The sequence below is a fragment of the Streptomyces sp. NPDC032161 genome (genome assembly GCF_040636995.1).
Lineage (GTDB): Bacteria > Actinomycetota > Actinomycetes > Streptomycetales > Streptomycetaceae > Streptomyces.
Map to the genome: position 1 here is coordinate 1 of NZ_JBEZVN010000011.1, position 24,196 is coordinate 24,196.

General features: G+C 73.9%; 20 protein-coding genes. 8 read left to right on the top strand and 12 right to left on the bottom strand.

What is annotated here, in order from left to right; all coding sequences use genetic code 11:
* Positions 1–329: 329 nt before the first annotated feature.
* Positions 330–1,367, top strand: a complete 1,038-nt coding sequence (locus tag AB0E67_RS20745) for an NUDIX domain-containing protein (protein ID WP_362028713.1) — start codon at positions 330–332, stop codon at positions 1,365–1,367.
* 278 nt (positions 1,368–1,645) lie between these two features.
* On the opposite strand, the gene AB0E67_RS20750 is transcribed toward AB0E67_RS20745, so the two are convergent.
* Complete coding sequence (locus AB0E67_RS20750; protein ID WP_362028716.1) at positions 1,646–3,010, bottom strand: dipeptidase; 1,365 nt, start codon at positions 3,008–3,010, stop codon at positions 1,646–1,648.
* Positions 3,011–3,192: 182 nt separating this feature from the next.
* Between AB0E67_RS20750 and AB0E67_RS20755 the strand changes: the two genes are divergently transcribed.
* From AB0E67_RS20755 to AB0E67_RS20765, 3 genes are all read left to right on the top strand, one after another.
* A complete protein-coding gene (locus tag AB0E67_RS20755) occupies positions 3,193–4,425 on the top strand; it encodes a geranylgeranyl reductase family protein (RefSeq protein ID WP_362028719.1) in 1,233 nt (410 codons plus the stop codon).
* Between the two features lie 355 nt (positions 4,426–4,780).
* On the top strand, positions 4,781–6,064 hold the full coding sequence (locus AB0E67_RS20760; protein ID WP_362028722.1) for a sensor histidine kinase: 1,284 nt from the start codon (positions 4,781–4,783) through the stop codon (positions 6,062–6,064).
* The gene (locus AB0E67_RS20765; protein ID WP_362028725.1) at positions 6,061–6,726 is read left to right on the top strand and encodes a response regulator transcription factor; all 666 of its coding nucleotides are present in this window, start codon (positions 6,061–6,063) and stop codon (positions 6,724–6,726) included. Before AB0E67_RS20760 ends, AB0E67_RS20765 begins: the two co-directional genes overlap by 4 nt.
* 34 nt (positions 6,727–6,760) lie before the next feature.
* Here the strand turns inward: AB0E67_RS20765 and AB0E67_RS20770 are convergent, their stop codons facing one another.
* A complete protein-coding gene (locus AB0E67_RS20770; RefSeq protein WP_362028728.1) occupies positions 6,761–7,516 on the bottom strand; it encodes a maleylpyruvate isomerase family mycothiol-dependent enzyme in 756 nt (251 codons plus the stop codon).
* A gap of 165 nt (positions 7,517–7,681) precedes the next feature.
* Positions 7,682–8,923, bottom strand: coding sequence for an MFS transporter (locus AB0E67_RS20775; protein WP_362028731.1), 1,242 nt, complete (start codon positions 8,921–8,923; stop codon positions 7,682–7,684).
* A gap of 122 nt (positions 8,924–9,045) precedes the next feature.
* Here AB0E67_RS20775 and AB0E67_RS20780 point away from each other — a divergent pair, with 122 nt between their 5' ends.
* A complete protein-coding gene (locus AB0E67_RS20780; RefSeq protein ID WP_362028734.1) occupies positions 9,046–10,260 on the top strand; it encodes an ROK family protein in 1,215 nt (404 codons plus the stop codon).
* A 264-nt stretch (positions 10,261–10,524) separates the two neighbouring features.
* Here the strand turns inward: AB0E67_RS20780 and sigJ are convergent, their stop codons facing one another.
* Positions 10,525–11,433 carry an RNA polymerase sigma factor SigJ gene (gene sigJ, locus AB0E67_RS20785; protein WP_362028737.1) on the bottom strand — a complete coding sequence of 303 codons (909 nt, stop codon included), beginning with the start codon at positions 11,431–11,433 and terminating at the stop codon, positions 10,525–10,527.
* A 101-nt stretch (positions 11,434–11,534) separates the two neighbouring features.
* On the opposite strand from sigJ, the gene AB0E67_RS20790 reads away from it, so the two are divergent.
* Positions 11,535–11,903 (top strand): hypothetical protein, encoded by a 369-nt coding sequence (locus AB0E67_RS20790; protein ID WP_362028740.1) that lies wholly within the window; start codon positions 11,535–11,537, stop codon positions 11,901–11,903.
* Between the two features lie 221 nt (positions 11,904–12,124).
* Here the strand turns inward: AB0E67_RS20790 and AB0E67_RS20795 are convergent, their stop codons facing one another.
* Positions 12,125–12,646, bottom strand: a complete 522-nt coding sequence (locus AB0E67_RS20795; RefSeq protein WP_360105001.1) for an ATP-binding protein — start codon at positions 12,644–12,646, stop codon at positions 12,125–12,127.
* Between the two features lie 183 nt (positions 12,647–12,829).
* Positions 12,830–13,147 (bottom strand): hypothetical protein, encoded by a 318-nt coding sequence (locus tag AB0E67_RS20800; RefSeq protein WP_073785777.1) that lies wholly within the window; start codon positions 13,145–13,147, stop codon positions 12,830–12,832.
* Positions 13,148–13,354: 207 nt separating this feature from the next.
* Here AB0E67_RS20800 and AB0E67_RS20805 point away from each other — a divergent pair, with 207 nt between their 5' ends.
* Positions 13,355–14,485, top strand: a complete 1,131-nt coding sequence (locus AB0E67_RS20805) for a PLP-dependent cysteine synthase family protein (RefSeq protein ID WP_362028743.1) — start codon at positions 13,355–13,357, stop codon at positions 14,483–14,485.
* A 79-nt stretch (positions 14,486–14,564) separates the two neighbouring features.
* Here AB0E67_RS20805 and AB0E67_RS20810 read toward each other — a convergent pair whose 3' ends face one another.
* The 3 genes from AB0E67_RS20810 to AB0E67_RS20820 all read right to left on the bottom strand — a co-directional run bounded on the left by AB0E67_RS20810 (position 14,565) and on the right by AB0E67_RS20820 (position 17,644).
* Positions 14,565–15,044: an SRPBCC family protein gene (locus tag AB0E67_RS20810; RefSeq protein ID WP_362028746.1), complete on the bottom strand. Its 480-nt coding sequence runs from the start codon at positions 15,042–15,044 to the stop codon at positions 14,565–14,567.
* 88 nt (positions 15,045–15,132) lie between these two features.
* Positions 15,133–16,644, bottom strand: coding sequence for an SDR family oxidoreductase (locus AB0E67_RS20815; protein ID WP_362028749.1), 1,512 nt, complete (start codon positions 16,642–16,644; stop codon positions 15,133–15,135).
* Positions 16,645–16,810: 166 nt separating this feature from the next.
* A complete protein-coding gene (locus AB0E67_RS20820; protein ID WP_362028751.1) occupies positions 16,811–17,644 on the bottom strand; it encodes a DeoR/GlpR family DNA-binding transcription regulator in 834 nt (277 codons plus the stop codon).
* Between the two features lie 183 nt (positions 17,645–17,827).
* Between AB0E67_RS20820 and AB0E67_RS20825 the strand changes: the two genes are divergently transcribed.
* Positions 17,828–20,224, top strand: a complete 2,397-nt coding sequence (locus AB0E67_RS20825; RefSeq protein ID WP_362028754.1) for a hypothetical protein — start codon at positions 17,828–17,830, stop codon at positions 20,222–20,224.
* Here AB0E67_RS20825 and AB0E67_RS20830 read toward each other — a convergent pair.
* The 3 genes from AB0E67_RS20830 to AB0E67_RS20840 form a co-directional block, all read right to left on the bottom strand.
* Positions 20,194–22,632: a right-handed parallel beta-helix repeat-containing protein gene (locus tag AB0E67_RS20830; RefSeq protein WP_362028757.1), complete on the bottom strand. Its 2,439-nt coding sequence runs from the start codon at positions 22,630–22,632 to the stop codon at positions 20,194–20,196. The genes AB0E67_RS20825 and AB0E67_RS20830 overlap by 31 nt on opposite strands.
* Before the next feature lie 152 nt (positions 22,633–22,784).
* Positions 22,785–23,393: a hypothetical protein gene (locus tag AB0E67_RS20835; RefSeq protein WP_362028759.1), complete on the bottom strand. Its 609-nt coding sequence runs from the start codon at positions 23,391–23,393 to the stop codon at positions 22,785–22,787.
* Between the two features lie 279 nt (positions 23,394–23,672).
* A complete protein-coding gene (locus tag AB0E67_RS20840) occupies positions 23,673–24,146 on the bottom strand; it encodes a DUF6643 family protein (protein ID WP_362028762.1) in 474 nt (157 codons plus the stop codon).
* Positions 24,147–24,196 lie beyond the last annotated feature (50 nt).

Sequence of the window (24,196 nt, forward strand, 5' to 3'; positions counted from 1 at the left end):
TGTTCCGTTGGTGATGTGATTGTGGCAATGGCGTGAAGGCCGTCCTCGTTCCGGTGGGCGGAAGGCGGAACCGAAGGTCCGGCGTGGAGTGGGCATGGCCCGGTGGAGAGGTTCGCCCGGGCCCCGGATCCGCTGCTCCGGAAGTGTTTTGACGGGAGGTCATGTATGGCGGGCCGGGCCCGTCGTGGCGGTGTGCGGGCCGGTCGCGAACACGAGCCGCGTCCGGGGGCATCCGACGGTCCCTTTCGGGTAACAGCATCGCCACAGCCGGGTTTTCGCGGCAGGGTGTTGCGGGCAAGCCACAGGGGGCTACGGAAGAGGGGGGAACCGTGATCGTCTGGATCAACGGTGCGTTCGGCGCGGGGAAGACGAGCGCCGCGCGCGAGCTGGTCGATCTGATCCCGAACAGCACCTTCTACGACCCCGAGCTGATCGGTGCGGGGTTGCGGTACCTGCTGCCTCAGAAGCGGCTCGCCGAGGTGACGGACTTCCAGGACCTGCCGATCTGGCGGCGGTTGGTGGTGGACACCGCCGCGGCTCTGCTGGCCGAGGTGTCCGGCGTGCTGGTGGTGCCGATGACGCTGCTGCGGCAGGAATACCGCGACGAGATCTTCGGCGGGCTCGCCTCCCGGCGCATACCGGTGCGCCATGTGCTGCTCTCGCAAGAGGAAACGATCCTGCGCAAACGGATCGCGGGCCGGGTGGAGTCCCCCGACGACCCCGGGCACGGCGAACGGGCCCAGCAATGGGCCTACGAGCACATCGGCCCCTACCGGGCGGCGCTCGGCTGGCTCACCCGTGACGCCCTCACGATCGACACCAGCGCGCTCACCCCCTACGAGACGGCCGAGCGCATAGCCGAGGCGGTGCGCACCGGAGCGGCCACCGCCTGCGAGATCGTGCAGACCCCCGCCCCGACCGGGGAGACCGTCGCGGCCGGGGTGCTGCTCTTCGACGAGCACGACCGGGTCCTGCTCGTCGACCCGACGTACAAGCCGGGCTGGGAGTTCCCCGGCGGGGTCGTCGAGGAGGGCGAGGCACCGGCGCAGGCGGGGATCCGTGAGGTGGCCGAGGAGATAGGGATCCACCTCGACCGGGTGCCCAAGCTCCTGGTCGTCGACTGGGAGGCGCCCCACCCGCCCGGATACGGAGGTCTCCGGATGCTCTTCGACGGCGGGCTGCTGCCCGGCGCGGACGTTCAGCGGCTGCTGCTGCCGGACTCGGAGCTGCGCGGCTGGCGGTTCGTCACCGAGGAGGAGGCCGCCGTCCTGCTCCCTCCCACCCGCTACGAGAGGCTGCGCTGGGCGCTGCGTGCCCGGGAACGGAAGACCGTGCTCAATCTGGAGGCCGGGATCCCGGTCGGCTGAGGCGGAGGGCTCCGGCGCGGCCCGGCGTCGGCGTCGGCGACGGTCGGGGGCCGCCGGGCCCGGGCGGCGTCGGAGGCGAGCGGACCACCGGGTCGGTGCCCCCGAGGGCCCGTACGGCCGATACCACGAAGGCCCATGCGGCCGACGCCGCGGCAGTGCGCCTCGGCCGACTCCGTCGGAGGCGGGCACGGCGGGGTGTGAGGGAAAGGTCCGCCGACTCGCCCCGCGGGCCCGGCAGGCGCCGGGAACCCGCGGGGACGCCTTCTCCCGAAGCCCCGTCAGGCCCTCTTGGACTCGGCGTAGTTGCGCAGGAAGAGGGCCTCGGTGACCGACAGGCGCTCCAGCTCCTCGGGCGACACGCTCTCGTTCACGGCGTGGATCTGAGCCTCCGGCTCGCTCAGGCCGATCAGCAGGATCTCGGCCTCCGGGTAGAGCGCGGCGAGGGTGTTGCAGAGCGGGATCGAGCCGCCCATCCCGGACGTCTGCATCGTCTCGCCGGGGTACGCGACCTCCATCGCCCGCGCCATCGAGGTGTACGCGGGACTGGTGGTGTCCGCGCGGAACGGCTGGCCCTGGCCGACCTGCTCCACCGACACCCTGGCTCCCCACGGGGCGTGCGCCATGAGGTGCGCGGTCAGCAGTTCCGTCGCCTCGGCGGCGTCCCGGCCCGGCGGTACCCGCAGGCTGATCTGGGCTCGTGCGCTCGCCTGGAGCGAGGGGGTCGCGCCGACCACCGGCGGGCAGTCGATACCGATGACGGTCACGGCGGGCCGGGCCCAGATCCGGTCGGCGACCGTACCCGTGCCGATCAGCTCGACGCCGTCGAGCACCTTGGCGTCCGCGCGGAACTCGGCCTCCGGGTACTGGAGCCCGTCCCACTCGGTGTCCGCGGTCAGCCCGTCGACGGTGGTGCTGCCGTCCTCGGCGCGCAGCGACGCCAGCAGCTGGATCATCGCGGCCAGCGCGTCCGGGGCGGCGCCGCCGAACTGACCGGAGTGCAGATTCCCTTCGAGGGTGTCGAGGGTGACCCGCAGCATGGTCATGCCGCGCAGCGTCGCGGTGACCGTCGGCAGGCCGACGCGGAAGTTGCCGGTGTCGCCGATGACGATGGTGTCCGCGGCGAGCAGCTCGGGGTGCGCCTCCGCGTACCGCTCCAGTCCGCCGGTGCCCTGCTCCTCGGAGCCCTCCGCGATCACCTTGACCGAGACCGGGACGCCCCCGTCGGCCTTCAGGGCGCGCAGCGCGAGGAGGTGCATGATGAAGCCGCCCTTGCAGTCGGCCGCGCCCCGGCCGTACCAGCGGCCGTCCCGCTCGGTCAGCTCGAACGGCGGCGAGAGCCAGGCGGACTCGTCGAGCGGCGGCTGTACGTCGTAGTGCGCGTAGAGCAGCACGGTCGGGGCGCCGGCCGGACCCGGCAGGAAGCCGTACACCGACTGCGTTCCGTCGGGGGTGTCGAGCAGGGCGACGTCCTGGAAGCCCTCGGCGCGGAGCGCGTCCGCGACCCAGTTGGCGGCGGCCTCGCACTCGCTCCTCGGGAACTGCGCGGGATCCGCCACCGACTGGAAGGCCACCAGCTCGGTCAGCTCCGCCTTGGCGCGGGGCATCAGCGAGGCGATGGTCTCGGAGATCGGACGGGCGGTCATGGGCACGCTCCTCGTGGGTGCGACGTTATGGGTACGAATCCGGGCGCACACGTACCGGTGGTGCGGTGTGCGTGCGGGGCGAACGCTCGGTCGATCCTCCCACAGGGGGTGTCCGGACGGGCGCGCCGTAGGATGCCGTGAGCAGCATGGGCCATTGGTGGGATCGGGAGCAGAAGCACATCGTGAGCAGCGAGAACGCAGACGCCGTGCAGGAGCGCGAAGAGTCGACCGTGTGGGACGTGGTCGTCGTCGGTGGTGGACCGGCCGGAGCCTCCGCGGCGTACGCGGCGGCGGTCGCGGGCCGACGGGTACTGCTCCTCGAGAGGGCCGAACTGCCGCGCTACAAGACGTGCGGCGGCGGGATCATCGGGTTCTCGCGGGACTCGCTGCCGCCAGGATTCGAGCTGCCGCTGCGCGACCGGGTCCACGCGGTGACGTTCTCGCTCAACGGCAGGCTGGCGCGTACCCGCCGTTCCAAGCGGATGCTCTTCGGTCTCATCAACCGCCCCGAGTTCGACGCGGGGTTGGTCGAGGAGGCCCAGAAGGCGGGTGCCGAACTCCGTACCGGAGCCACCGTGACGAGGGTCGAGCAGCACGGTGCCGCGGTACCGGACCGGCGCACGGTCGCCGTGGTGCTGGCCGGTGGCGAGACCGTCCTGGCCCGCGCGGTCGTCGGCGCCGACGGCAGCGCCGGACGGATAGGAGCCCACGTCGGGGTGAAGCTGGATCAGGTGGACCTCGGCCTGGAGGCGGAGATCCCGGTCCCACCGACGGTCGCGGAGGACTGGGCGGGGCGGGTGCTGATCGACTGGGGCCCGATGCCCGGCAGTTACGGTTGGGTCTTCCCCAAGGGCGACACCCTCACCGTCGGTGTGATCTCGGCGCGCGGCGACGGCGCGGGCACCAAGCGGTACCTGGAGGACTTCATCGCCCGGCTGGGGCTCGCCGGGTTCGAGCCGAAGATCTCCTCCGGGCATCTGACACGCTGCCGCAGCGACGACTCGCCGCTGTCGCGCGGACGGGTGCTGGTGTGCGGCGACGCGGCGGGACTGCTGGAACCGTGGACCCGCGAGGGCATCTCCTTCGCGCTGCGGTCGGGGCGGCTCGCCGGTGAGTGGGCGGTCCGGGTCGCAGAGTCGCACGACGCGGTGGATGCCCGGCGTCAGGCGCTCAACTACGCCTTCGCCATCAAGGCGGGGCTCGGCGTCGAGATGGGCGTCGGCCGCCGCATGCTGAAGCTGTTCGAACGGCGCCCGGGTGTGCTGCATGCGGTGCTGACGGGGTTCCGTCCGGCCTGGAACGCGTTCGCCGGGGTGACCCGGGGGACGACGTCGCTGGCCGAACTGGTCCGGACGCACCCGCTGGCCCAGCGGGCGCTGTCGATGATGGACCGCCAGGACATGTTGCGAAAGTAGCGTCGTCCGCCCGAAGGGCGGGGCCCGCGGCGTCCGGTGCGGTGCATCGCAAGGCGTCTCCCCTGTTCGAGCGAAGCCGAGAACTCGGGGAAGCACCGGACGCCGCGCAATCCGACCTCCGGCCGAACGGCGGCACTGCGACGACAGGGCCCAGGACGGCCGACCCGCTCGGTGGTGTCCGGCGGTCGGTGCCGATGCGTTCGACCCGGTCCAGGACCGAACGGCACCAGCACGGACCGGCCCCGAGCCGGGTCCGCGTCCCGCTCCGTGCCCGCGGCGTACTCCCCGGGGAGTACGGGCGACCGCCACTCCCGGCGGACGCCCGAGCCGAGGTACGCCGTCTAGCGTGGCCGGCATGGAGGAGCGACGCACACACCGGTGGTACGACGGACCGCCGCGATGGCTGGTGGAGGCGCCGGGGCACTCGGCCTCCCGGCTGCCCTGGCCTTCGACGATCCTGCTGGGCGCCGTCGTGCTGATCGGTTCGACCGTCGCGGCCCGGGTCCAGACGGACGAACGGGCCCCGCTGGACCTCTTCGCCCGGCTGCTGCTCCTCGCGGCTGTCGCCGTGCTCCTGCTCCGCCACCGCCACCCCGTGGCCGCCGCGTTCGGGAGTTCGGCCGCCGCGACGGTCTACCTGGCGGCCGGATATCCGTACGGGCCGGTCTTCCTGGCGGTCGCCGTGGGCTGCTTCGGCGCCGTCGTCTCCGGGCACCGGCGGGCGGCCTGGACGGCGGTCGGCATGGTGTGGCTGGGCCACGTCCTGGTGACCCACCCGCTCCACCGGTGGCTGCCGCCGGCCGACGACCACGCCGCCTCCTGGGGGCAGGAACTGGGCATCGCCGCCTGGGTGGTGGCGATCGTCGCGGTCGCCGAGTTCGTCCGCGTACGCCGTGAGCAGTGGGCGGCGCGGCGCGCGGAGCAGGAGGCGGCGCGGCGGCGCCGGGCCGACGAGGAGCGGCTGCGGATGGCCCGTGAGCTCCACGACGTGCTGGCCCACAGCATCTCCGTCATCAACGTCCAGTCGAGCGTCGGCCTCGCGCTGCTGGACTCCGACCCCGAGCAGGCGCGGGCCGCGCTCACCGCCGTCAGGGCCGCCGGCAGGCAGGCGCTGGGGGAGGTCCGCCAGGTCCTGGACGCCCTGCGCGCTCCCGGGGACGCGCCCAGGGCCCCGGCCCCCGGTCTGGACCGGCTGCCCGAACTCGTGGACCAGGCGGCGAGCGCCGGACTGGCCGTCACCGTCGAGACCGACGGGGCGCGTGACGCCGTGCCGCCCGCCACCGGCCTCGCCGCCTTCCGGATCGTGCAGGAGGCGCTGACCAATGTGATCCGGCACTCCGGATCGCGTACCGCGCGGGTCAGGATCGGCTACGGTCCCGGCCGTGTCCGCCTTCGCGTCGACGACGACGGACCCGCCACCGGTGGCGACGCCGGGGGCAGCGGCAACGGACTGGCGGGGATGCGGGAGCGGGCCGCCGCGCTGGGTGGCACGATCGAGGCCGGGCCCCGGGCCGACGGCGGATTCCGGGTGCTGGCCGAGCTCCCGCTGCCGCCCGGCGCGCCGCGGTCGCCCGGTTCCACCCGCCCCACCGGCTCGGCCGGACCGTCGGAGAACGAGAACGAGACGGAGACGGCGTGATCCGTGTTCTGCTCGCCGACGACCAGCTGCTGGTCCGGGCCGGGTTCCGCGCGCTGCTGGACGCCCAGCCGGACATCGGGGTGGTGGGGGAGGCCGCCGACGGCGAGGAGGCCGTGCGCCTGGTGCGCGAACTGCGCCCCGACACCGTGCTGATGGACATCCGGATGCCGCTCCTCGACGGCCTCGCCGCCACCCGCGCCATCACCGGGGACACCGCGCTGAACGGTGTCAAGGTGGTCATGCTCACCACCTTCGAGCTCGACGAGTACGTCTTCGAGGCGATCCGCTCCGGGGCCTCCGGCTTCCTCGTCAAGGACACCGAGCCGGACGAACTGCTGCGGGCGGTACGCGCCGTGGTGGACGGGGACGCCCTGCTCTCACCAGGGGTCACCCGTCGGCTCATCGCCGAGTTCGCGGCCCGCTCCAAGGGGCCCGCTGCGGCGACCGGGCTGGGCGGGCTGACCGAACGGGAGCGGGAGGTGATGGCCCTCGTCGGCATGGGACTCTCCAACGAGGAGATCGCCCGACGGCTGGTCGTCAGCCCGCTCACCGCGAAGACCCACGTCAGTCGCGCCATGGTGAAGCTCGGCGCCCGCGATCGGGCCCAACTCGTCGTTCTCGCCTACGAGTCGGGGCTCGTGCGCCCCGGCTGGCTCGTCTGAGCCGGGCGCGGACCACCGTGTCGCCGGTCCGCCGTCAGGACCAGGTGACCCCGGAGTTCTCCCGCCAGATCCGGGCCGGCCCGGGGTCGCCCGCCATGGTGAGCGTCGTGAGCGGCAGCCGGTTCCACAGCGTCAGGTAGAGCTCCTCGGCCGTACCGCTCAACCGGCAGTCCGCCAGGACCGGTTCGGCCGTCTCCTCGTCGCGTACGGTGCGCGGCGGTTCGGGCGACAGCCGTACGGTCCAGGTGGCGTCGATGTCCGTGGCACGCAGCCGCAGGGAACACGGTGTCGCCGAGCGCACCTTGCTCCGACCGCGGGAATGGAAGCCGTGCAGCAGTTCGTCGATGCCGTCCACCGCGTGCTCGGCCGCCACCGTCGACAGGCGCCCGCCGCGTGCCGACTCCGCGTCCACCCGGTGGATCGTCGTCTCGTGCGCCTGGCGCCGGGCCCAGAAGGCCAGTGGCGACGGAGCGGGCATGAAGGTCCAGCACTCCAGCCCGGCCGGGGCGGCCGTCAAGGCGTCGACCAGGAGGGCGTGGCCCTCGCGGAACCAGTCGAGGAGCGGGGGTCCGTCGAGATCGGGTTCCCCGCCGTTCGGGTGGTACGAGGGGTGGCCCTCGATGACGAATCCGGTTGCCCAGCGGTGCACCATGCCTGTGTGTCGGACCAGATCGCGCATCCGCCAGTCCGGGCAGGTGGGCACCGGCGCCGAGGTGCCCGCCTCACGGGCGGCGGCCATCAGCAACCGTCCTTCGTCGGCCAGGGACTCGACATGCCTCGTGATGTCCATGATGCCGATTGTGCCAGCGGCGCAGATCGGCGCCGACGCGCGCCCGCGGCCCACCCGGCGGGCCCGGGAGTCCCCGGATCCGGCCTGGAAGTCCCCGGATCCGGTCCGGGGATCACCGGATCCGGCCCGCGCGCGTGTGGCCGTCCGGGGGGTGCGGCCGATGCCTCATGTGCGGGTGGTGCCCCGCGCCACGTATCCGAGGACGGCGGCTGCCGAGGCCAGCAGTGCCACCGTGGTGAGGGCCGTCGGGAGGGAGAGCCAGTCGGCCAGGAAGCCGATCGTGGGCGGTCCGAGCAGCATCCCGCCGTAGCCCAGCGTCGACGCGGCGGCCACCCCCGAGGGGCCTGAGACCTCCCCGGCCCGGCTCACCGCCACGGGGAAGATGTTCGCCAGGCCGAGGCCCGTGATCGCGAACCCGAGAAGGGCCGCCCAAGCGGTGGGGGCGAGCGAGCCGAGCAGCATCCCGGCCGCCGCCGTCGCGCCGCCCGCGACCAGGGTGCGGGTCTGGCCGAGGCGCTGGAGCAGCATCGTGCCGCCGAGCCGGCCGGCCGTCATGGCCAGTGCGAACAAGGAGTATCCGGCGGCGGCGATCCCGGGGTGGGCGCGCAGGTCCTGTTCCAGATGGAGGGCGCCCCAGTCGGCCAGCGCGCCCTCGCCGTACGCGGTGCACAGCGCGATCACGCCGAACAGCAGCACCGTTCGCCGTGCGTGCCGGGCCGGTCGCGGCTGCGCCCCGGAGCCGTCGGCCGCCCCCGCCGGGGCGGACGTGGACGAGGGGGCGGGCGGCCCGGGTCTCGGGTGGCGCAGCAGCGCGGGTCCGGCCGTCGCCGTGACCAGGAGCCCGATCCCGGTGAGGGCGAAGAGGTGCGTGGCGGGTGAGAGGGCGCCCGCCACCAGCCCGCCGAGCCCGGCCCCGATCATTCCGCCGAGGCTGAACGCGGCGTGGAATCCCGGCATCACGGGACGCCGCAGGGCGGTCACCAGATCGACGGCCGCGCTGTTCATCGCCACGTTCATCCCGCCGTACGCGGCCCCGAAGACCAGCAGCACCAGGCCGAGCGTGAACGCCGAACGAGCCTGCGCGGGCAGCGCGATGCTCACGGAGAGGAGCACGCCGCAGACCACCGTCACCGCGTGGCTGCCGAACCGGCGGCACAGTCGGCCGGTGAGCATCATGGTCACCACGGCCCCGGCGGACACGCCGAGCAGCGCGAGCCCCAGGCCGGAGGCCGACGCACCGGTCTGGTGCTTGATGGCCGGAATGCGGACGACCCAGCCGGCGAAGAGGAAACCGTCGAGGGCGAAGAACACGGTCAGCGCGGTACGGAGGCGGGCCGTCGAAGACGTGGCGGTGCGACCGCCCGGGACTCCCGGCAGGGCCGTCCGCAATTTGTTTAGTTGCGGCACAAACTCAGGATAGGGGCGCCGGGGCAACGCGTGCAAGGCGCTCGACGGGGCGCCGCCGTCCGGGCCGCGGGTGCGACGCCGGGGCGTCGGCGGCACGCCCGGATCATGGGAGACTCGCCCCCATGAACGGAAAGGTGACCACCACCCGGACGAAGCTGGAGAGGGGCCGCAGCGCGCTCGGGCCCGCGCTGGAACTGGTCCACACCGGGCGCGCGCCCACCCGCGCCGTCCTCACCTCCGAACTCGGGGTCACCCGGGCGACGGCCGGTGCGGTCGCCTCGGAGCTGGAGGCGCTCGGCCTGATCCAGGTCGACTCCCGGCCGGGCTCCGCCGCCGGTTCCCAGGGCCGCCCCTCGCACCGGTTGTCCGTGCGCGAGTCGGGTCCGGTCGCGGTCGCCGCGCAGGTGCACGCGGACGGGTACCGGGCGGCGCTCGTCGGGCTGGGTGGGCGGATCGTCGCCACCGCTCCCGGATGCGTGACCGTCACGGCCGACCCGGCGCAGGTCATCGGAGAGGTCGTCGACGACTGCGCCCGCCTGCTGCGGGACAGCGGACGCCGCTGCGTCGGCGCGGGAATCGCGGTGCCGTCCGCGGTCGCCGAACCCGAGGGGGCCGCGCTCAACCCCCTGCACATCGCCTGGCCCGCGGGGGCTCCGGTGCGCGAGATCTTCGCCGCCCACGTCGCGGCGGCGGGCATCCCCGGCCCCGCCTTCGCCGGGAACGACGTGAACCTCGCCGCGCTCGCCGAACACCGTCACGGCGCCGGGTGCGGCGCGCGGCACCTGCTCTGCGTGGCCACCGGTCACCGCGGCGTGGGCGGCGCGCTGGTCCTCGACGGCCGTCTGCACACCGGGAGTTCGGGGCTCGCGCTGGAGGTCGGGCACCTCCCGGTGAATCCCGACGGCCGCCCGTGCCACTGCGGCGGTCGCGGCTGTCTGGACGTCGAGACCGATCCGCTGGCCTTCCTGCTCGCGGCACGCCGCGAACCGGGCCCGGAGGAGTCGCTGCTCAAGCAGGCAGGCGACCTGCTGCGCACGGAGTACGACGACCCGGCGGTGCGGGGTGCCGCCGAGGAGCTGATCGACCGGCTCGGCCTCGGGCTCGCCGGGCTGGTCAACATCCTCGACCCGGACCGCATCATCCTCGGCGGACTGCACCGAGCCCTGCTCGACGCCGACCCCGAACGGCTGCGCGCGGTGGTGGCCGACCGCAGTCTGTGGGGGCGCAGCGGCAGTGTGCCGATCCTGCCGTGCACGCTCGACCACAACAGCCTGGTGGGCGCGGCGGAACTGGCCTGGCAGCCGGTGCTCGACGACCCGCTGGCCGCGCTCGCTTGAGCCGGGGCGCGGCTGCCCGCGCCGCCCCGAGCGGCGGCGGGGCCCTGCCGGGCCTGCTCGTCGGTCGCCCGCGGGCGGCCCCGGGACGGTGGCGTCCGCGCCGTACCCACCCCTCGGCACCCCGGCGGGGCGCGCTCGGCCCCGGTCGGCGGGTGTCGCCCGGGCGAACGCCCGTCCCGGGCCGGCCACGGGGATCCTCGCGCGACCCGGGAGGATCACCTCGGGCGAGGGTGACCCCGCCCGTCAGGGAACACGGGACAGCCCTCAGCCCACCCGCGCCCACGGCCGCAGCTTCTCCGGGTTGCGGACCGCCCAGATCCGGCTGACGCGCCCGTCGGAGACCTCGAACGAGGCCACGGTCACGACGACGCCGGTGCGCTGGGCCACCAGGCCCGGCGCACCGTTGACCGACCGCTCCAGGAGTTCGAGCCCCGGAGCCTTGTCGGCGATGGCGACCATGTACCGGGCGATGCGCGCGCCGCCCTCGACCGGCTGCAGGACGGTGCCGACCATGCCGCCGCCGTCGGCGGTCATCACGGCAGCCGGGTCGAGGAGACCGACGAGGGCCGCGATGTCCTTGGCCTCCCAGGCCACTTTGACGTGCCTCACCACGTCGGCCCGGCCGGCCGCCGGCACCGGAGCGCCCGCGGCGCCCACCCGCCGCCGGGCGGAGGCCGCCAACTGCTTGCAGGCCGCAGGGGTCCGGCCGAGAACACCGGCGATCTCGGCGTACGGGTACCGGAAGACCTCGTGCAGGACGAACGCCACCCGTTCGGCGGGCGTCATAGACTCCAGGACGACGAGGAAGGCCATGGCCACCGACTCGTCCAGAACGATCTGGTCGGCGGGGTCCGCGGGGCCGGTGGGGCCCGCGTGGTCCCACTCGGCGCGGTCGGGCAGCGGCTCGGGCAGCCACGCGCCGACGTGGCGTTCACGACGGGCCCGTGCCGAGCCGAGCAGGTCCAGGCAGATGCGGCCGGTCACCGTCGTCAGCCAGGCGCCGGGGGACAGGATCTCTTCCTGCCGGCTCCGCGGCAGCCCGTACCACCGTGTGTAGGCATCCTGCACGGCGTCCTCGGCCTCGGTCACCGAGCCGAGCAACCGGTAGGCGACATTGATCAGTTGGCGCCGCTCGCCGACTATCCCGTCTGCGCCGGCCCCGACAGTCCCCATGCTTGCGGCCGCCCCCTCGCCTCACCTTTCGCGGGCCCGCGTCGTCGGGCAGGTGAGACCTTATCGATCCACTGCCCGAGGGCGGAAAAGGGGACTGTGACATGGCCAGTCAGGTGACGGCGAACGCGCGACGCGGCTCCTCGTTCCTGCGGATCGCGATCGCTCTGCAGACCTTGACCATCTTCCTTCAGGCGGTCTCGGCCGGGCTGCTGCTGACCTCGTCCTACGGGGAGACGCTGCACGGCGTCGGAGCCCGTGTGATGTACGGGGCGTCGATGCTGTACGTGCTCGCGGCGGTGCTGGCGTGGAAGCCGGGCGGCGGCTCGCCCCGGCCGGTCCTGCACGCGTCAGGATTCCTCGTGCTCGCCTCGGTCCAGGTCGTGTTGGGTATCGCCCACGTCCCGTCGGTCCACCTCCCCCTGGGCGTCCTGATGTTCGGTCTGAGTGTGCTGGCGTCGGCCCGGCGCTGAGGTCCGACCGCGGGGCCCGCCGGGAATCGACCGGGCCGCCTTCTCCCGGCGATGATCCGGGGAATCGGCCGCGTGTTGAGGCAACGGCTCGATCCGCGTGCCCCGGGCACCAGCCCACCGGCGACGGCCTCCGGATCCATCGGCACCCGGCCCGCCGGCCGCGCGGGCGCGGCCCTACGGCTGCGAGCGGGGCGGCCCGGCGGCCGTCGCGGCCGTTCCCGCTATCCGACCACCATCGACCGGGCGACGGACGGGGTGCGGCCCGCCGGGTACGCGGCGGCGTCCGGCTCGAACGGCCCGTCCGTGGTCGCCCCGTACACCGGGTGCGACGGCCGTACGGCGAACCGGGGAGGCGCCGGGAGCGTGAACCAGACGACCTTGCCCGCCCCGCCCCTCGGGCGGGCTCCCCAGCTCTCGCTCACGGCGGCGATCAGGGCGAGACCGCGTCCCGACGTGCTGAACGCTCCGGCCTCGCGCACCGTCGGCAGCCGCGGGTCGTGGTCGTGGACGGACACCGTCAGTCGTTCGAGCAACAGTTCGATCTCGACGGTGCACGCCTTGTCCGGCTGGGCGTGCCGGTGGACGTTGGTCAGCAGTTCGGTGACGCCGAGTGCCGCATGGTCGATCAAGGGATCGAGATGCCAGTAGCGGAGCTGGGCCGAAATGATTCTGCGGACCTGACCGATCCGCGACGGCAGGGCCTGGAGCTCCACCGTGCAGTGCCTGCTTGGCTCGCTGATCACGGCTGCGACTCCCCGAATTGGGTCCGGAAGAAGACGGAGGAACGGATCCAGCAGACGGCCTGCCGATCCCTGCCGGCGGAGAGGGTCACAGCGTCACCGCCGGTGAACCACGAGTGACGTGTGACCAATGTCGCCCAGGGGACACGGCCTCGCAACTCGCGAGGTGCCGGCGGTGCCGTCCGCTCAGATCATCCGGCCGCCCGCGCTGCGCAGCGTCTCCAGGAACCTGCGGGCGGGACCCGTCCGGTCCGGCCCGTGGCCGCGCTGCCCCATCGTCAGCCGGTAGCGCGTCCCGTTGAGGCGCGCCACGGTCGCCCCGGCCCCGGCGAACCACGGCCGGCCCGCGCTCACCGTCCGCACCGGCGCGCTGTCGATCTCCCGTCCGTAGCTGGTCAGCAGGGCCACCCTGCCGTCCTTGACGACCACCTGTCCGGCCCTGGTGAGCGACCGGGCCCACCGTTCGATCCGAACCCCCGTCGCACTGAACTCCGTTTCCTGCATGGCTGCTTCGCCCCCTTCGCATGGCTCTGATGGGCAGTCTGCACAAGCCGGGACCGTCGCGCCAGGTCGCGTACCGGCGCACGGGCGCGCCCGTACCGCGCGCTGGGGCCAAGCCAAGGCTATGGCCCATCAAAGGAAACGTTTGTGCAGGTGAGGGGAATATCGTGGGCGGCGTGGAGTTGCGGTGACACGAGGAGGAGCGCGCCCATGAGCACGGTTCAGCAGGGACACGACCCGGTCGCGGCGACCGCCGACGTCGACCGCTCCGACCCCGGTTACCGGGCCTGGCTCAAGGAAGCCGTACGCAAGGTCCAGGCGGACGCCAACCGCTCCGCCGACACCCATCTGCTGCGCTTCCCGCTGCCCGAGGCGTGGGGCATCGACCTCTACCTCAAGGACGAGTCGACGCACCCCACCGGCAGCCTCAAGCACCGGCTGGCCCGCTCGCTCTTCCTCTACGGACTCTGCAACGGCTGGATCCGGCCGGGCAAGCCGGTGATCGAGGCGTCCAGCGGATCCACGGCCGTCTCGGAGGCGTACTTCGCCAAGCTGATCGGTGTGCCGTTCATCGCCGTGATGCCCCGCACCACCAGCCCCGAGAAGTGCCGGCTGATCGAATTCCACGGCGGCCGGTGCCACTTCGTCGACGACTCCCGCACGATGTACGAGGAGTCCGCCACGCTCGCCGCCGACACCGGCGGCCACTACATGGACCAGTTCACCTACGCCGAACGGGCCACCGACTGGCGCGGCAACAACAACATCGCCGAGTCGATCTACCAGCAGCTCAGGCTGGAGCGCTACCCGGAGCCGACCTGGATCGTCGCCACGGCCGGGACGGGCGGCACCTCGGCGACCATCGCGCGTTATGTGCACTACATGCAGTACGACACCCGGATCTGCGTGCCCGACCCGGAGAACTCCTGTTTCTTCGACGGCTGGACCCGGAACGATCCCCTGGCCACCAGTGACTGCGGTTCCCGGATCGAGGGCATCGGCCGGCCCCGGATGGAGCCGAGCTTCGTGCCCGGGGCGATCGACCGCATGATGAAGGTGCCGGACGCGGCCAGCGTCGCCGCCGTACGCGCCCTGGAGACGGCCATCGGCCGCAAGGCGGGCGGCTCCACCGGCACCGGACTGTGGAGCGCGTTCAAGCTGGTCGCCGAAATGGTGGAGGAGGGCACCACGGGCAGCGTCGTCACGCTCATCTGCGACCCCGGCGACCGCTACCTCGACAAGTACTACTCCGACGACTGGCTCGTCGGGCAGGGACTGGACATCGCCCCGTACGCGGCGACCATCGACTCCTTCCTGAACGGGGGCGGCTGGTCCGGGTAGCCGGGGCGAACGGGCCGGTCCGCACGGCCCGGTCCCGGCGCGGTGCCGGTCCCGTCCCGCGCCGGGCCCGCGGCCCGCCTCACTCCGACGACGCGGCCAGCCGCCCGTCGAGCGTGCGCACCGCGTCCCGGAACGCCCGGCCCATCCCGGAGCGGCCGAGCCGCAGGGCGAACCGGAAGGGCCCGGAACCGTCCGCGGCGAACGTCCACCGCACCCGCGTCCCGGCCCCTTCCGGAGTGAGCAGCCACTCCTCCACCAGGGCCCGGATCCCGGGGGTGTTGGCCGCGTCGCCCCGATAGGCGTACCGCTCGCCGGGATCCGCCACGAGGACCGTCTCGCGCAGGACCGCTCCGCCCCTGAGCCGGACCTCGCGGGCCCTCCCCTCGCCGATGGACCGGGCCGCCGTGACCGAGGCGAACCAGCGCGGCCAGTCCGCCACCTCGTCGGCGAGGGCGCGGTAGACCCGCTCGGGAGACGAGGACATCCCGGCGGCGAACACCAGGCGCAGGGGAGCGGAATCGACGAAGTCGATCCCCACGGAACGGAGTCGGCGGGACACGGGTGCACCTCCGTGCGGTCGGCAGGGGCGTACGGGACCGCGCACACCATAGCTGGCGCTCCGTCAGATGTCTTCGTCCGCAAGGCCGTCAGCCCGCCGAGCGTGGCGGCGCCGACCGTGCGGCGGCGGTGATGTTACGGGCCATGCCGCCGAACACCACCGCGTGGAACGGCCATACGCTCCACCAGTAGGCATGGCCGAGCAGCCCACGGGGATGGAACAGCGCGCGCTGCCGGTAGACCGTCCGCCCCCGCCCGTCACGGGCCACCGACAGGTCGAGCCACGCCGGACCGGGCAGCCGCATCTCGGCGCGCAGTCGCAGCAGCTCACCGGGAACGATCTCCTCCACCCGCCAGAAGTCCAGCGAGTCGCCCACCCGCAGGTGCTGCCGGTCCCGCCGCCCACGCCGCAGCCCGACACCGCCGACGAATCGGTCGAGTTGGCCCCGTACGGCCCAGGCGAGCGGGAACGAGTACCAGCCGTTCTCGCCGCCGACGCCCTCGATCACCCGCCAGAGCGCGTCCGGCGGCACCGGCACCGTCAGCTCCCGTTCGTCGCGGTAGAGCGTGCCGCCCGACCAGTCCGGATCCGTGGGCAACGGATCACTGGGCGCGCCGGGCACCGACGCCGAGGACCACCGGGTGTCCACCCGCGCCTCCTTGATCCGCTGGAGCGCCAGCCGCAGCGCCTCGTCGAAGCCGAGGGCACCGCCCGGCGGATCGGGCACGTATCGGGCGATGTCGTGTTCGCGGCAGACCACCTCGTGCCGCAGCGACTCCGCCAGCGGCCGGGCGATCGACGGCGGCACCGGGGTGACCAGCCCGATCCAGAGGCCGGAGAGTCCCGGGGTGAGCACCGGGACGGGCAGGATCAGCCGGCGCGGCAGCCCGGCGACCTCCGCGTACCGGCGCATCATGTCCCGGTACGTCATGACGTCCGGACCCCCGATGTCGAAGGCGCGGTTCACCTCGGCGGGCAGCCCGGCGCAGCCGACGAGCCACCGGATCACGTCCCGCACCGCGACCGGCTGGATCGACGTGCTCACCCAGCTCGGCGTGACCATCACCGGCAGCCGCTCCGTGAGATGGCGCAGGATCTCGAAGGAGGCCGAACCCGACCCGATGACGACCGCCGCCCGCAGCACGGCCGTCGGCACCCCGGAAGCGAGCAGCACACGCCCCACCTCGGCCCGCGACCGCAGATGCGGGGACAGGTCCCGCTCGGGCACCCCGTGCGGGGTGAGTCCGCCGAGATACACGATCCGCCCGACCCCCGCGGCCCGCGCCTGCTCGCCGAAGATCCGGGCCGCCTCGCGGTCCCGCTCCTCGAAGCCCGGCCCGGAGCCGAGCGCGTGCACCAGGTAGTACGCCACGTCCACGTCCCGCATCGCGGCCCGCACGGAACCGGCGTCCCGGACGTCGGCCGCCACCACCTCGACCCGGTCCGCCCACGGATGGTCGCGCAGCCTGCGGGGATCCCGCACCGCCGCACGCACCCGGTGACCGGCGTCGAGCAGCCCGGGTACCAGCCGCCCGCCGATGTAGCCGGTGGCACCCGTCACCAGACAGAGCGGCCGCGTACCGCCCGAGGAATCCTTCACCCGCCCGAGTCTTCCACCGGACCGGAGCGCGCGGCCCGGCGAACGACTCCGAACGGCGGCACGGGCCACCCGTACCGGCCACCCGCACCGACGCCGCCCGGCACCTCGGCCGGACCGCACATGCCGCACGCGGTCCCGGTGACCGCCTGGGGAGCCCCGCAGGACCTCAGGTGTCGTCCGGGGCCGGCTCCGCCACCAGCAGGCCCGGCAGGTGCACCGCGATCTCTTCGCGGGCCGCCGCCGACAGCCCCGCGTCCGTCACGAACGTGTCCACCTGGTCCAGTGCGGCGAACGAACTCAGGCCCACCGTGCCCCACTTGGTGTGGTCCGCGACCACCACCACCCGCCGCGCGGACTGGACGAAACGGCGGTTGGTCTCGGCCTCCGCCAGATTCGGCGTCGAGAGACCGGCCTCCACCGAGATCCCGTGCACCCCGAGGAACAGCACGTCGAAGTGGAGCGAGGCGATCGCCTGATCGGCGACCGGACCGACCAGCGAGTCGGACGGGGTCCGCACCCCGCCCGTGAGCACCACCGTGGCAGCCCCGGGGCGCGCCCCGCCCGCCGCGTCGGCACGCTGCGCGGAGTGGAACGCGTCCGCGACCCGCACCGAGTTGGTCACCACCGTCAGATCGGGCACGTCCACCAGCCGCCGGGCGAGCGCGTACGTCGTCGTGCCGCCGGAGAGCGCGACGGCGCTGCCCGGCACCACCATCGTCGCCGCCACCCGCGCGATGTCCTCCTTGGCGGTCGGCTCCAGGACCGACTTGGCCTCGAAACCGGGCTCGTGCGTACTGGCCTCGACCACCGGAACGGCGCCGCCGTGCACCTTCTCGATCACACCCCGGCGGGCCAGCGCGTCCAGGTCCCGGCGCACGGTCATGTCGGAGACGTTCAGTCTGCGGGTCAGCTCGTTCACCCGGACCCCGCCCCGCCTGCGCACCTCGTCGAGGATCAGGGCACGCCGCTGCTCCGCGAGCAGGTTCTGATTCTCGCTCAACGCCGGTCCGTTCCTTCCCGCCGACCGCCAGTCCCCTGGAAACGGGATCATCCTGCCACGCGGTGTCGCCGGCCGACGCGGTGGGGAGATTCCGTGAGGGCGGCGTGGATACCGCCGTTCCGCCACGATCCTGGTGACTGTCCATCAGGACTCCCCCCACGAGCGAGAGAGCGAGTCACCCCAGTGCCACCTGCCACCCGGGCCCCGTCGCCGGGGCCAGCGCTGGAGCTGCTGGTCCACGGCGTGGGCGGCGCCACCCCCCAGGAGATGCTCGACGAACCCCGCGTGGTCCGGATCACCGGCGACGCGACGGCGGCGGTCTACCGGCGCCCGGGGGACACCGACGCCGAACAGCACCCGGAGCGGTACCGCGACCGGCCCATCGAAGAGGCCTACTGCTGGTCCAACCTCACCTCCGGCAACGGCTCCCGGGCGCTGTGGCTGCTGCTGCTCCCGTTCATGGTCGTCAACCTCGCCCACTGGATGCGCCCCACCGCCCGCGCCCGCACCCGCGCGGTGCGCCTGTACGGCGTCCTCGTCCGGCTCGTCGCGCTCAGCCTCACGATCCTGCTGACCGCGGCCGTGTGCGAGGTCGCCCTCGACCTGACGGCCTGGCAGTGCGCGGGAGCCCCGGACTGCGCGGACCGGCGCTCCTGGCTCGGCTTCCTTTCGTCGGCGCAGGGCGGCTGGTGGTCCCAGCCGGGGCGGCGGCTGGCCCTCGCCGCGCTGGTGCCCACCGCCCTGGTGGGACTGCTGTGGTTCCTGTCCAACCGGACGTGGAGCGCGTACGAGTCGCAGCGCCCGCTCACCGGCTCCGGACCGGACGGCGACGCCGGGGACGGGACCGGCGACGGCGAGGGCGCCCCCGAGCCCGCGGCACAGGGCCGCCCCGCCCTCGGCAGGCCGGGCTTCTGGTACGGCCGCAGGCTCGTCGCCCGCCTGCGCGCCGCCCACACCGCCGCGGGCTTCCTCACCGTCGCGGCCTTCGTGGCGGGCGCCGCCACCCGCCACGACCGTGCCGCGCCCGGCCCCGTACCCGTCGTCTTCGGCCGCCTCATCGAGGCGGCCCTGGTGGCGGGCGCCCTGGTCGTGCTCTGGGTCGTCTGCCGCCGCGGGCGCAGCGAACGCCGCCTGGACAACCGGCTCGACCGCGCCCTCGTCACCTACCTGCCGGGCGCCGCCCTGGCCCTGCTCGTCCTCACCGGGGGGTACGCCGCATGGTCGCGTCCGGGCTGGGTCTCCACCGGCGCCCTGCCCGGTCACCTCGCCTTCGGCGTCATCACCCTCGCCCAGGTGCTGCTCGTGCTCCTGCTCGCCGGGGTGGCCCTCGGCCTCTACCGCAGGACACCCGAACCCCGCACCGTCCTGCACGGACTGGGCGGACCGGTGGTGGCCATGCTCGCCTGCGCGCTCGGCGGCGTCATGACCGGCGGGGTCGCCCAGCGCGTCGCCGACTGGCTCGACGGCTCCGGCACCCCGGGCACGGCCGGTGCCGTCATCGAGGGACCGCCGGTGCTGCTCAGCTGGCAGGCCGCGGTCATCCCGGTCCTGCTGGCGCTGCTGGTCATCCCCGCCCTCCTGCTCCTCGTCCGCACCTGGCTCACCGCGCGCGCCCTGGAACCGGGGATCGACCGGGAGTACGGCAAGGAGCGGCCCGACCCCGCCCGGACGCGGCAGATCGCCCGTATCCGGGCCGCGGCGGCCCTCACCGACTCCGCCCCCGCGATCGTCGGCCCGGTGGCGGGCGCCACGCTGCTGCTGGGCGCGGCGGCGGTCTGGGGCGCCTGGGCCGGCGGAGAGGTTCCCGGGGTCGCGCTGAAGGGGAGCGGGCCGTTCGTCGAGGGAGTGGCCGAGGCGGCCCAGTCCACCGGCTCCTGGCTCATCGGGTTCGGGTTCATACTGTTCGTCACCTGGGGGCGGCGGGCCTACCGCGACGCCTCCGCGCGGCGCACGATCGGCATTCTCTGGGACGTCGGGACCTTCTGGCCGCGCGCCGCGCACCCCTTCGCGCCGCCCTGCTACGCCGAGCGCGCCGTCCCGGACCTGGTGTCCCGGATGTCCGGCTGGACCGGGCTCACCGGTGGCCGACTCGTCATCTCCGGCCATTCCCAGGGCAGCGTCCTCGCCGCGTCGGCGGTCTGGCAGCTGCCCGCGCGGACGCGCAGCCGGGTCGCCCTGCTCACCTACGGCTCACCGATCGAGCGCCTGTACGGGCGCTGGTTCCCCGCCTACTTCGGTCCCGGACCGCTGCACGGCCTGCACCGCACCGTGAACTGCTGGCGCAACCTCTGGCGGGCCACCGACCCGATCGGTGGCCGGGCCGGGTTCGACGAGGCGCCGGGGCCCGCGGTGGACCGGGGGCCGCTGAAGGACCCCCTGGTCTACGGGCGCACGCCCGAACACCCGCTGCCCGAGCCCGTCCTGGGGCACTTCGACTACCAGGCCGACCCGGTCTTCGCCGAGGAGCGGACCGCGCTGCTCGACCGCCTCGGCCCCGTTCTGCCCCGTCAGGCGACGACGGGGGACGGGGCCTCGAAGCCCCTTCGTTCTCAAGGGAGTTCCGGGAGATCCTCCGGGTAGAGCAGGCTGAGGTCGTCCGTGCTCGGCGCGGAGAGCTGGGCGACCCGGCCCGCGTGCCGCTCCACCATCGACTCGAACGTCCCCCGCGCGGTGCGACCATTGCCGAAGGCCGGGCCCTTGGGCAGTTCGGTGAAGTACTTCAGCAGTGCCTCACCGGTCCCGGGGGCCAGGTCGTACTCGTGCTCCTCGGCCTGCTGCTCGACGATCCGGAGCAGCTCGGCGGGCTCGTAGTCGCCGAAGGTGATGGTCCGTGAGAAACGCGACGCCACACCGGGGTTGACGGTCAGGAACCGCTCCATCTCGTGGGTGTACCCGGCGACGATCACGACCACCGCCTCCCGCTGGTCCTCCATCAGCTTCACGAGCGTGTCGATCGCCTCCCGGCCGAAGTCGCGGCCGGAGTCCTCCGGCGACAGGGCGTACGCCTCGTCGATGAACAGCACCCCGCCGCGCGCCCGGTCGAACGCCTCCTGGGTACGGATGGCGGTCGACCCGATGTGCTCACCCACCAGATCGACGCGGGACACCTCGACCAGATGTCCCTGCTCCAGCACCCCGAGCGAGGCGAGGATCTCGCCGTACAGCCGGGCCACGGTGGTCTTGCCGGTGCCGGGGGAGCCAGTGAAGACGAGGTGGCGCCGCACCGACGCCGCCTTGAGGCCGGCTTCCCGGCGTCGACGGCCGACCTCGATCATGTCGGTGAGGGCGCGCACCTCACGCTTGACGCTGTCCAGCCCCACCAGGGCGTCCAGTTCGCCGAGGACGGTGTCCGCGTCGCGCACCGGGCGGGCGGGCGACGCCTCGGCCAGTGCGGGATCCGCGGCACGCGGACCGGGGACCGCCCCGAGCAGCCCGGCGGATGCCGGCTGGGTGGCGGTCAGCACGGCGGGTGCCGCAGGGGCGGGAGAGCGCAGCGCGCTCTCGTCGCTGGTGCAGTCCTCCACGGCGGGTCCCGCCCCCTGGCCGTCGCCGTGGGCACCGCCCTCGGCGAACTCGTAACCGCCGCGGGCGCAGCGCTCGGTGCGGCACCGGGTCAGTGTCGTGCGGCAGCCGTCCATCACATGGAAGCCGTAGCCCTCGCTGCCGGTGACCCGGCAGCCGTGGAAGGTACCGCGGCCTTCGGCGGAGACGTAGAAACCGGCCTCGGTGGGCGAGGTGACCGTGCACCGCTCGATCGCCGGGTCGGCGCCCTTGGTGACGATCACCCCGGTCTGCACCGTGTCGATGGTGCAGTTGTTCAGCGTGCCGCCGCTGCCGTGGTCGCGGAACCAGGCGCCGGTGGACGCCTCGCGGACGCGGCAGTCGTCGAGCTGGGCCGTCGCTCCGTCGCTCACGGACACCGCGGTGTTGCGGATCTGGGAGAGGTCGCTGTCGACGACGTCGGCGCGCGATCCGCGGTCGAGCACGAACAGGGCGTCCGGCACGTCGTGGACCCGGCAGGAGTCCAGTATCACCGTCGCCCCGTCGCTGACCCAGACCGCGGGGTAGTCGCCCGTGCTGTCGTGGATCTCGCACTGGTTGGCGTCGACACGAGTGCCCGGATCCCAGACCGAGAGCCCGTTGCGGCCGAACCGGCGCACGGTGGAACGGGTGAGGGTGAGGACCGAACGGGACCTCAGATCCACCGCGTTCTCCGGGATGTCGTGGATGTCGCAGTCGGCCAGCGTCAGTACGGCGTCGGTGTCGAGCGTGACCCCGTCCGCCGACGTGCGGTGCACCGTGCAGTCGGTGAGATGGGCTGCGGCACGGGCCGACACCTGTATCCCGCTGCCCTTGATCTCGTACACCTCGCAGCCGACGGCCTCCAGGCCGCTGCCCTCGCCGGTGACGCTCAGCCCCGAACCCGAGGCGTGATGGACCCGGCAGCGCTCCAGCCGCGGGTGCGCGCCGTCGCGCACCGAGACGCCGGACTGTCCGGCCGAGACGACCTCGCACTGCTCGAACACCCCGGCCGCGCCGTCGAGCACGGCGATGCCGGCTCCCGCGGGGTTGTCGACCGTGCAGCGGCGCACCGTCGGCCGGCCCGCGCCGCGCACCTCGATTCCGGCGGCCGAACGCGTGACGATCCGCAGGTCCGCGAGTTCCGGTGCCCCGTCCTCGACCAGCAGCGCCGGGGCCGTCGAGTCCTGGCCCTCCACGTGCACGTCGGTGACGACGGCGGAGGCGCGGACGGTCAGCGGGACGCCGTCGGCCGGTGCGATCCGCACCGAGCCGACCGAGCCCTCGGGCCCGCGCAGCGTCACCGCGCGGTGCAGGACCAGGTTCTCCCGGTAGGTGCCCGGCGCGACGGTGAGGACGTCACCGTCCGCGGCGGCCTCCAGGGCCGCGGTGAGGGTGGGGTATTCGCCTGTGCGGCGCCGCCACCGCGATGTGCCGGTGTGTGTCACCTGGACCGTGCCCTGTGCCATGGCGCTGCTGTGCCCCCACCTCGTGCGTGTGTGATGCCCGTGCCACCGGCCTTCGGGCAGCGGCGCCCACGGGTCCGCCCGCCGAGGAAGCGGGCGGGCCGGTCCACCGTAGCGCGCGTGGGGGGCGGGAGTTGACCCGAGCGGCCCGCCGGTCAGGTGCCGGTCCCGGTCCTGCCCCAGTCGGGGCCGGCCCCGGCCCAGGCGCGGTCGATGAGGGCGTGCCGTGCGCGGACCATGTGCCGGACGATCAGGCGACGGACGCACTCGATCAGACCGGCGGCGGCCATCGCCGCCCCGAGACCGGCCAGCACCGCGTGCGCACGGGCCGTCGGTACGTCCATGGGGCGCGCCACGACGCGGTCCGCGCGGTCCGTCCAGATCCTCACCCCGGTCCCGGGGGCGGTCCTCCCGGGCGGCGCGGCCACCGTGCCGCGCCGTTCCGTGCCGTCGGGGGCCCGCCATCGCACCACCACCGACGTCCGCGCGGTGCGTTCGGACACCCCCTCGGGATCGGCGACGACGCGGGACGACGCCGATGCCGGGCCGAGCACGACCGCCGCCGTGGCGCGTCGTTCCGCCCGCTCGGCGCGCGCCGAGCGCTGCAGGTTCTCGTCCGCGAGCACCCCGCACACCCCGCCCAGGGCCGGTGCCCCCAGCGTCATGAGGAGCAGGGCGACCAGGGCCACCCACGCCTCGCGCCGGTCGGTGGCGCGGCACAGGGGACTGCGCCGCCAACGCCACACTCCTGCTGCCGCTCGCACGGTTCCGCACCCCTTCCGTGTCCGTCGCGGCCCGATGCGGCACGCCTCGCGTTCCGAAGCGGTGAGGGGAGAGCGACGTCATCACCCGCCGCGACGTCAACGCTCGGGCCGTGCGCGCGGGTTCCCGGGGGAACGGGGGCGGCGGCACGTCGGGAGCGGACGGGCAGGCCGTCGACGAGATCCGCCCGCCCCGCGAACGACGAGGTCGTCGGCGAGTCCCCATGGCTCGACGACGACCTCGGTGCGACCTTGCGCGACTCCCGCTCGGTACGGTCGGACTCAGTACCCCCGGCCCGGGTAGGGGCGGTTGTACGGGTCCTCGTACGGGGAGGGCGCCGGGGCGGGGCGCGGTGACGCCGGGCGCATCGCCTCGTACCCGGTGGCGGGCGCGGGCCGCTGCTGCTGCTGCGGATAGGGCGCCGGGTGCCCGCCGCGGGCCGCGCCCGGCTGCTGCGGGATGTACGGCGCCGGGGCGTTCTGCAGCTGCGGGGGCTGCATCGGCGCGTACCCCTGCTGGGGCGGCTGCTGGTAGCCGTACGGCGGCGCGGGCTGGGAGGGTGCCGCCGGGAGAGCGGGCAGCGCCGCCGGGAGGGCCGGCAGATTGCTGCTGCCGGTGTCATAGGCGGCAGGCACTCGGATCGGAGCGATCTGAGGGGTGCCCCGCTCCGCGACCAGGGAGTCGTAGATCGGAGTGTCGGGGAACGACGACGCAGCGTAGTAGCCGCTGCCGTAGGTGGAGCGGGGGGACGTCATGCCACCTAAGTTAAGCCCACGACGAGGCGGTTGGGGAGTCCGACAAGAGG

What these genes read in the sequence shown, in the direction of transcription:
- AB0E67_RS20770 (WP_362028728.1), bottom strand. Translation starts at nt 7,516, where the DNA reads ATGGACATCACGAGGCATGTCGAGTCCCTGGCCGACGAAGGACGGTTG.
- sigJ (WP_362028737.1), bottom strand. Translation starts at nt 11,433, where the DNA reads ATGGGGACTGTCGGGGCCGGCGCAGACGGGATAGTCGGCGAGCGGCGC.
- AB0E67_RS20780 (WP_362028734.1), top strand. Translation starts at nt 9,046, where the DNA reads ATGAACGGAAAGGTGACCACCACCCGGACGAAGCTGGAGAGGGGCCGC.
- AB0E67_RS20840 (WP_362028762.1), bottom strand. Translation starts at nt 24,146, where the DNA reads ATGACGTCCCCCCGCTCCACCTACGGCAGCGGCTACTACGCTGCGTCG.
- AB0E67_RS20750 (WP_362028716.1), bottom strand. Translation starts at nt 3,010, where the DNA reads ATGACCGCCCGTCCGATCTCCGAGACCATCGCCTCGCTGATGCCCCGC.
- AB0E67_RS20800 (WP_073785777.1), bottom strand. Translation starts at nt 13,147, where the DNA reads ATGCAGGAAACGGAGTTCAGTGCGACGGGGGTTCGGATCGAACGGTGG.
- AB0E67_RS20760 (WP_362028722.1), top strand. Translation starts at nt 4,781, where the DNA reads ATGGAGGAGCGACGCACACACCGGTGGTACGACGGACCGCCGCGATGG.
- AB0E67_RS20830 (WP_362028757.1), bottom strand. Translation starts at nt 22,632, where the DNA reads ATGGCACAGGGCACGGTCCAGGTGACACACACCGGCACATCGCGGTGG.
- AB0E67_RS20790 (WP_362028740.1), top strand. Translation starts at nt 11,535, where the DNA reads ATGGCCAGTCAGGTGACGGCGAACGCGCGACGCGGCTCCTCGTTCCTG.
- AB0E67_RS20805 (WP_362028743.1), top strand. Translation starts at nt 13,355, where the DNA reads ATGAGCACGGTTCAGCAGGGACACGACCCGGTCGCGGCGACCGCCGAC.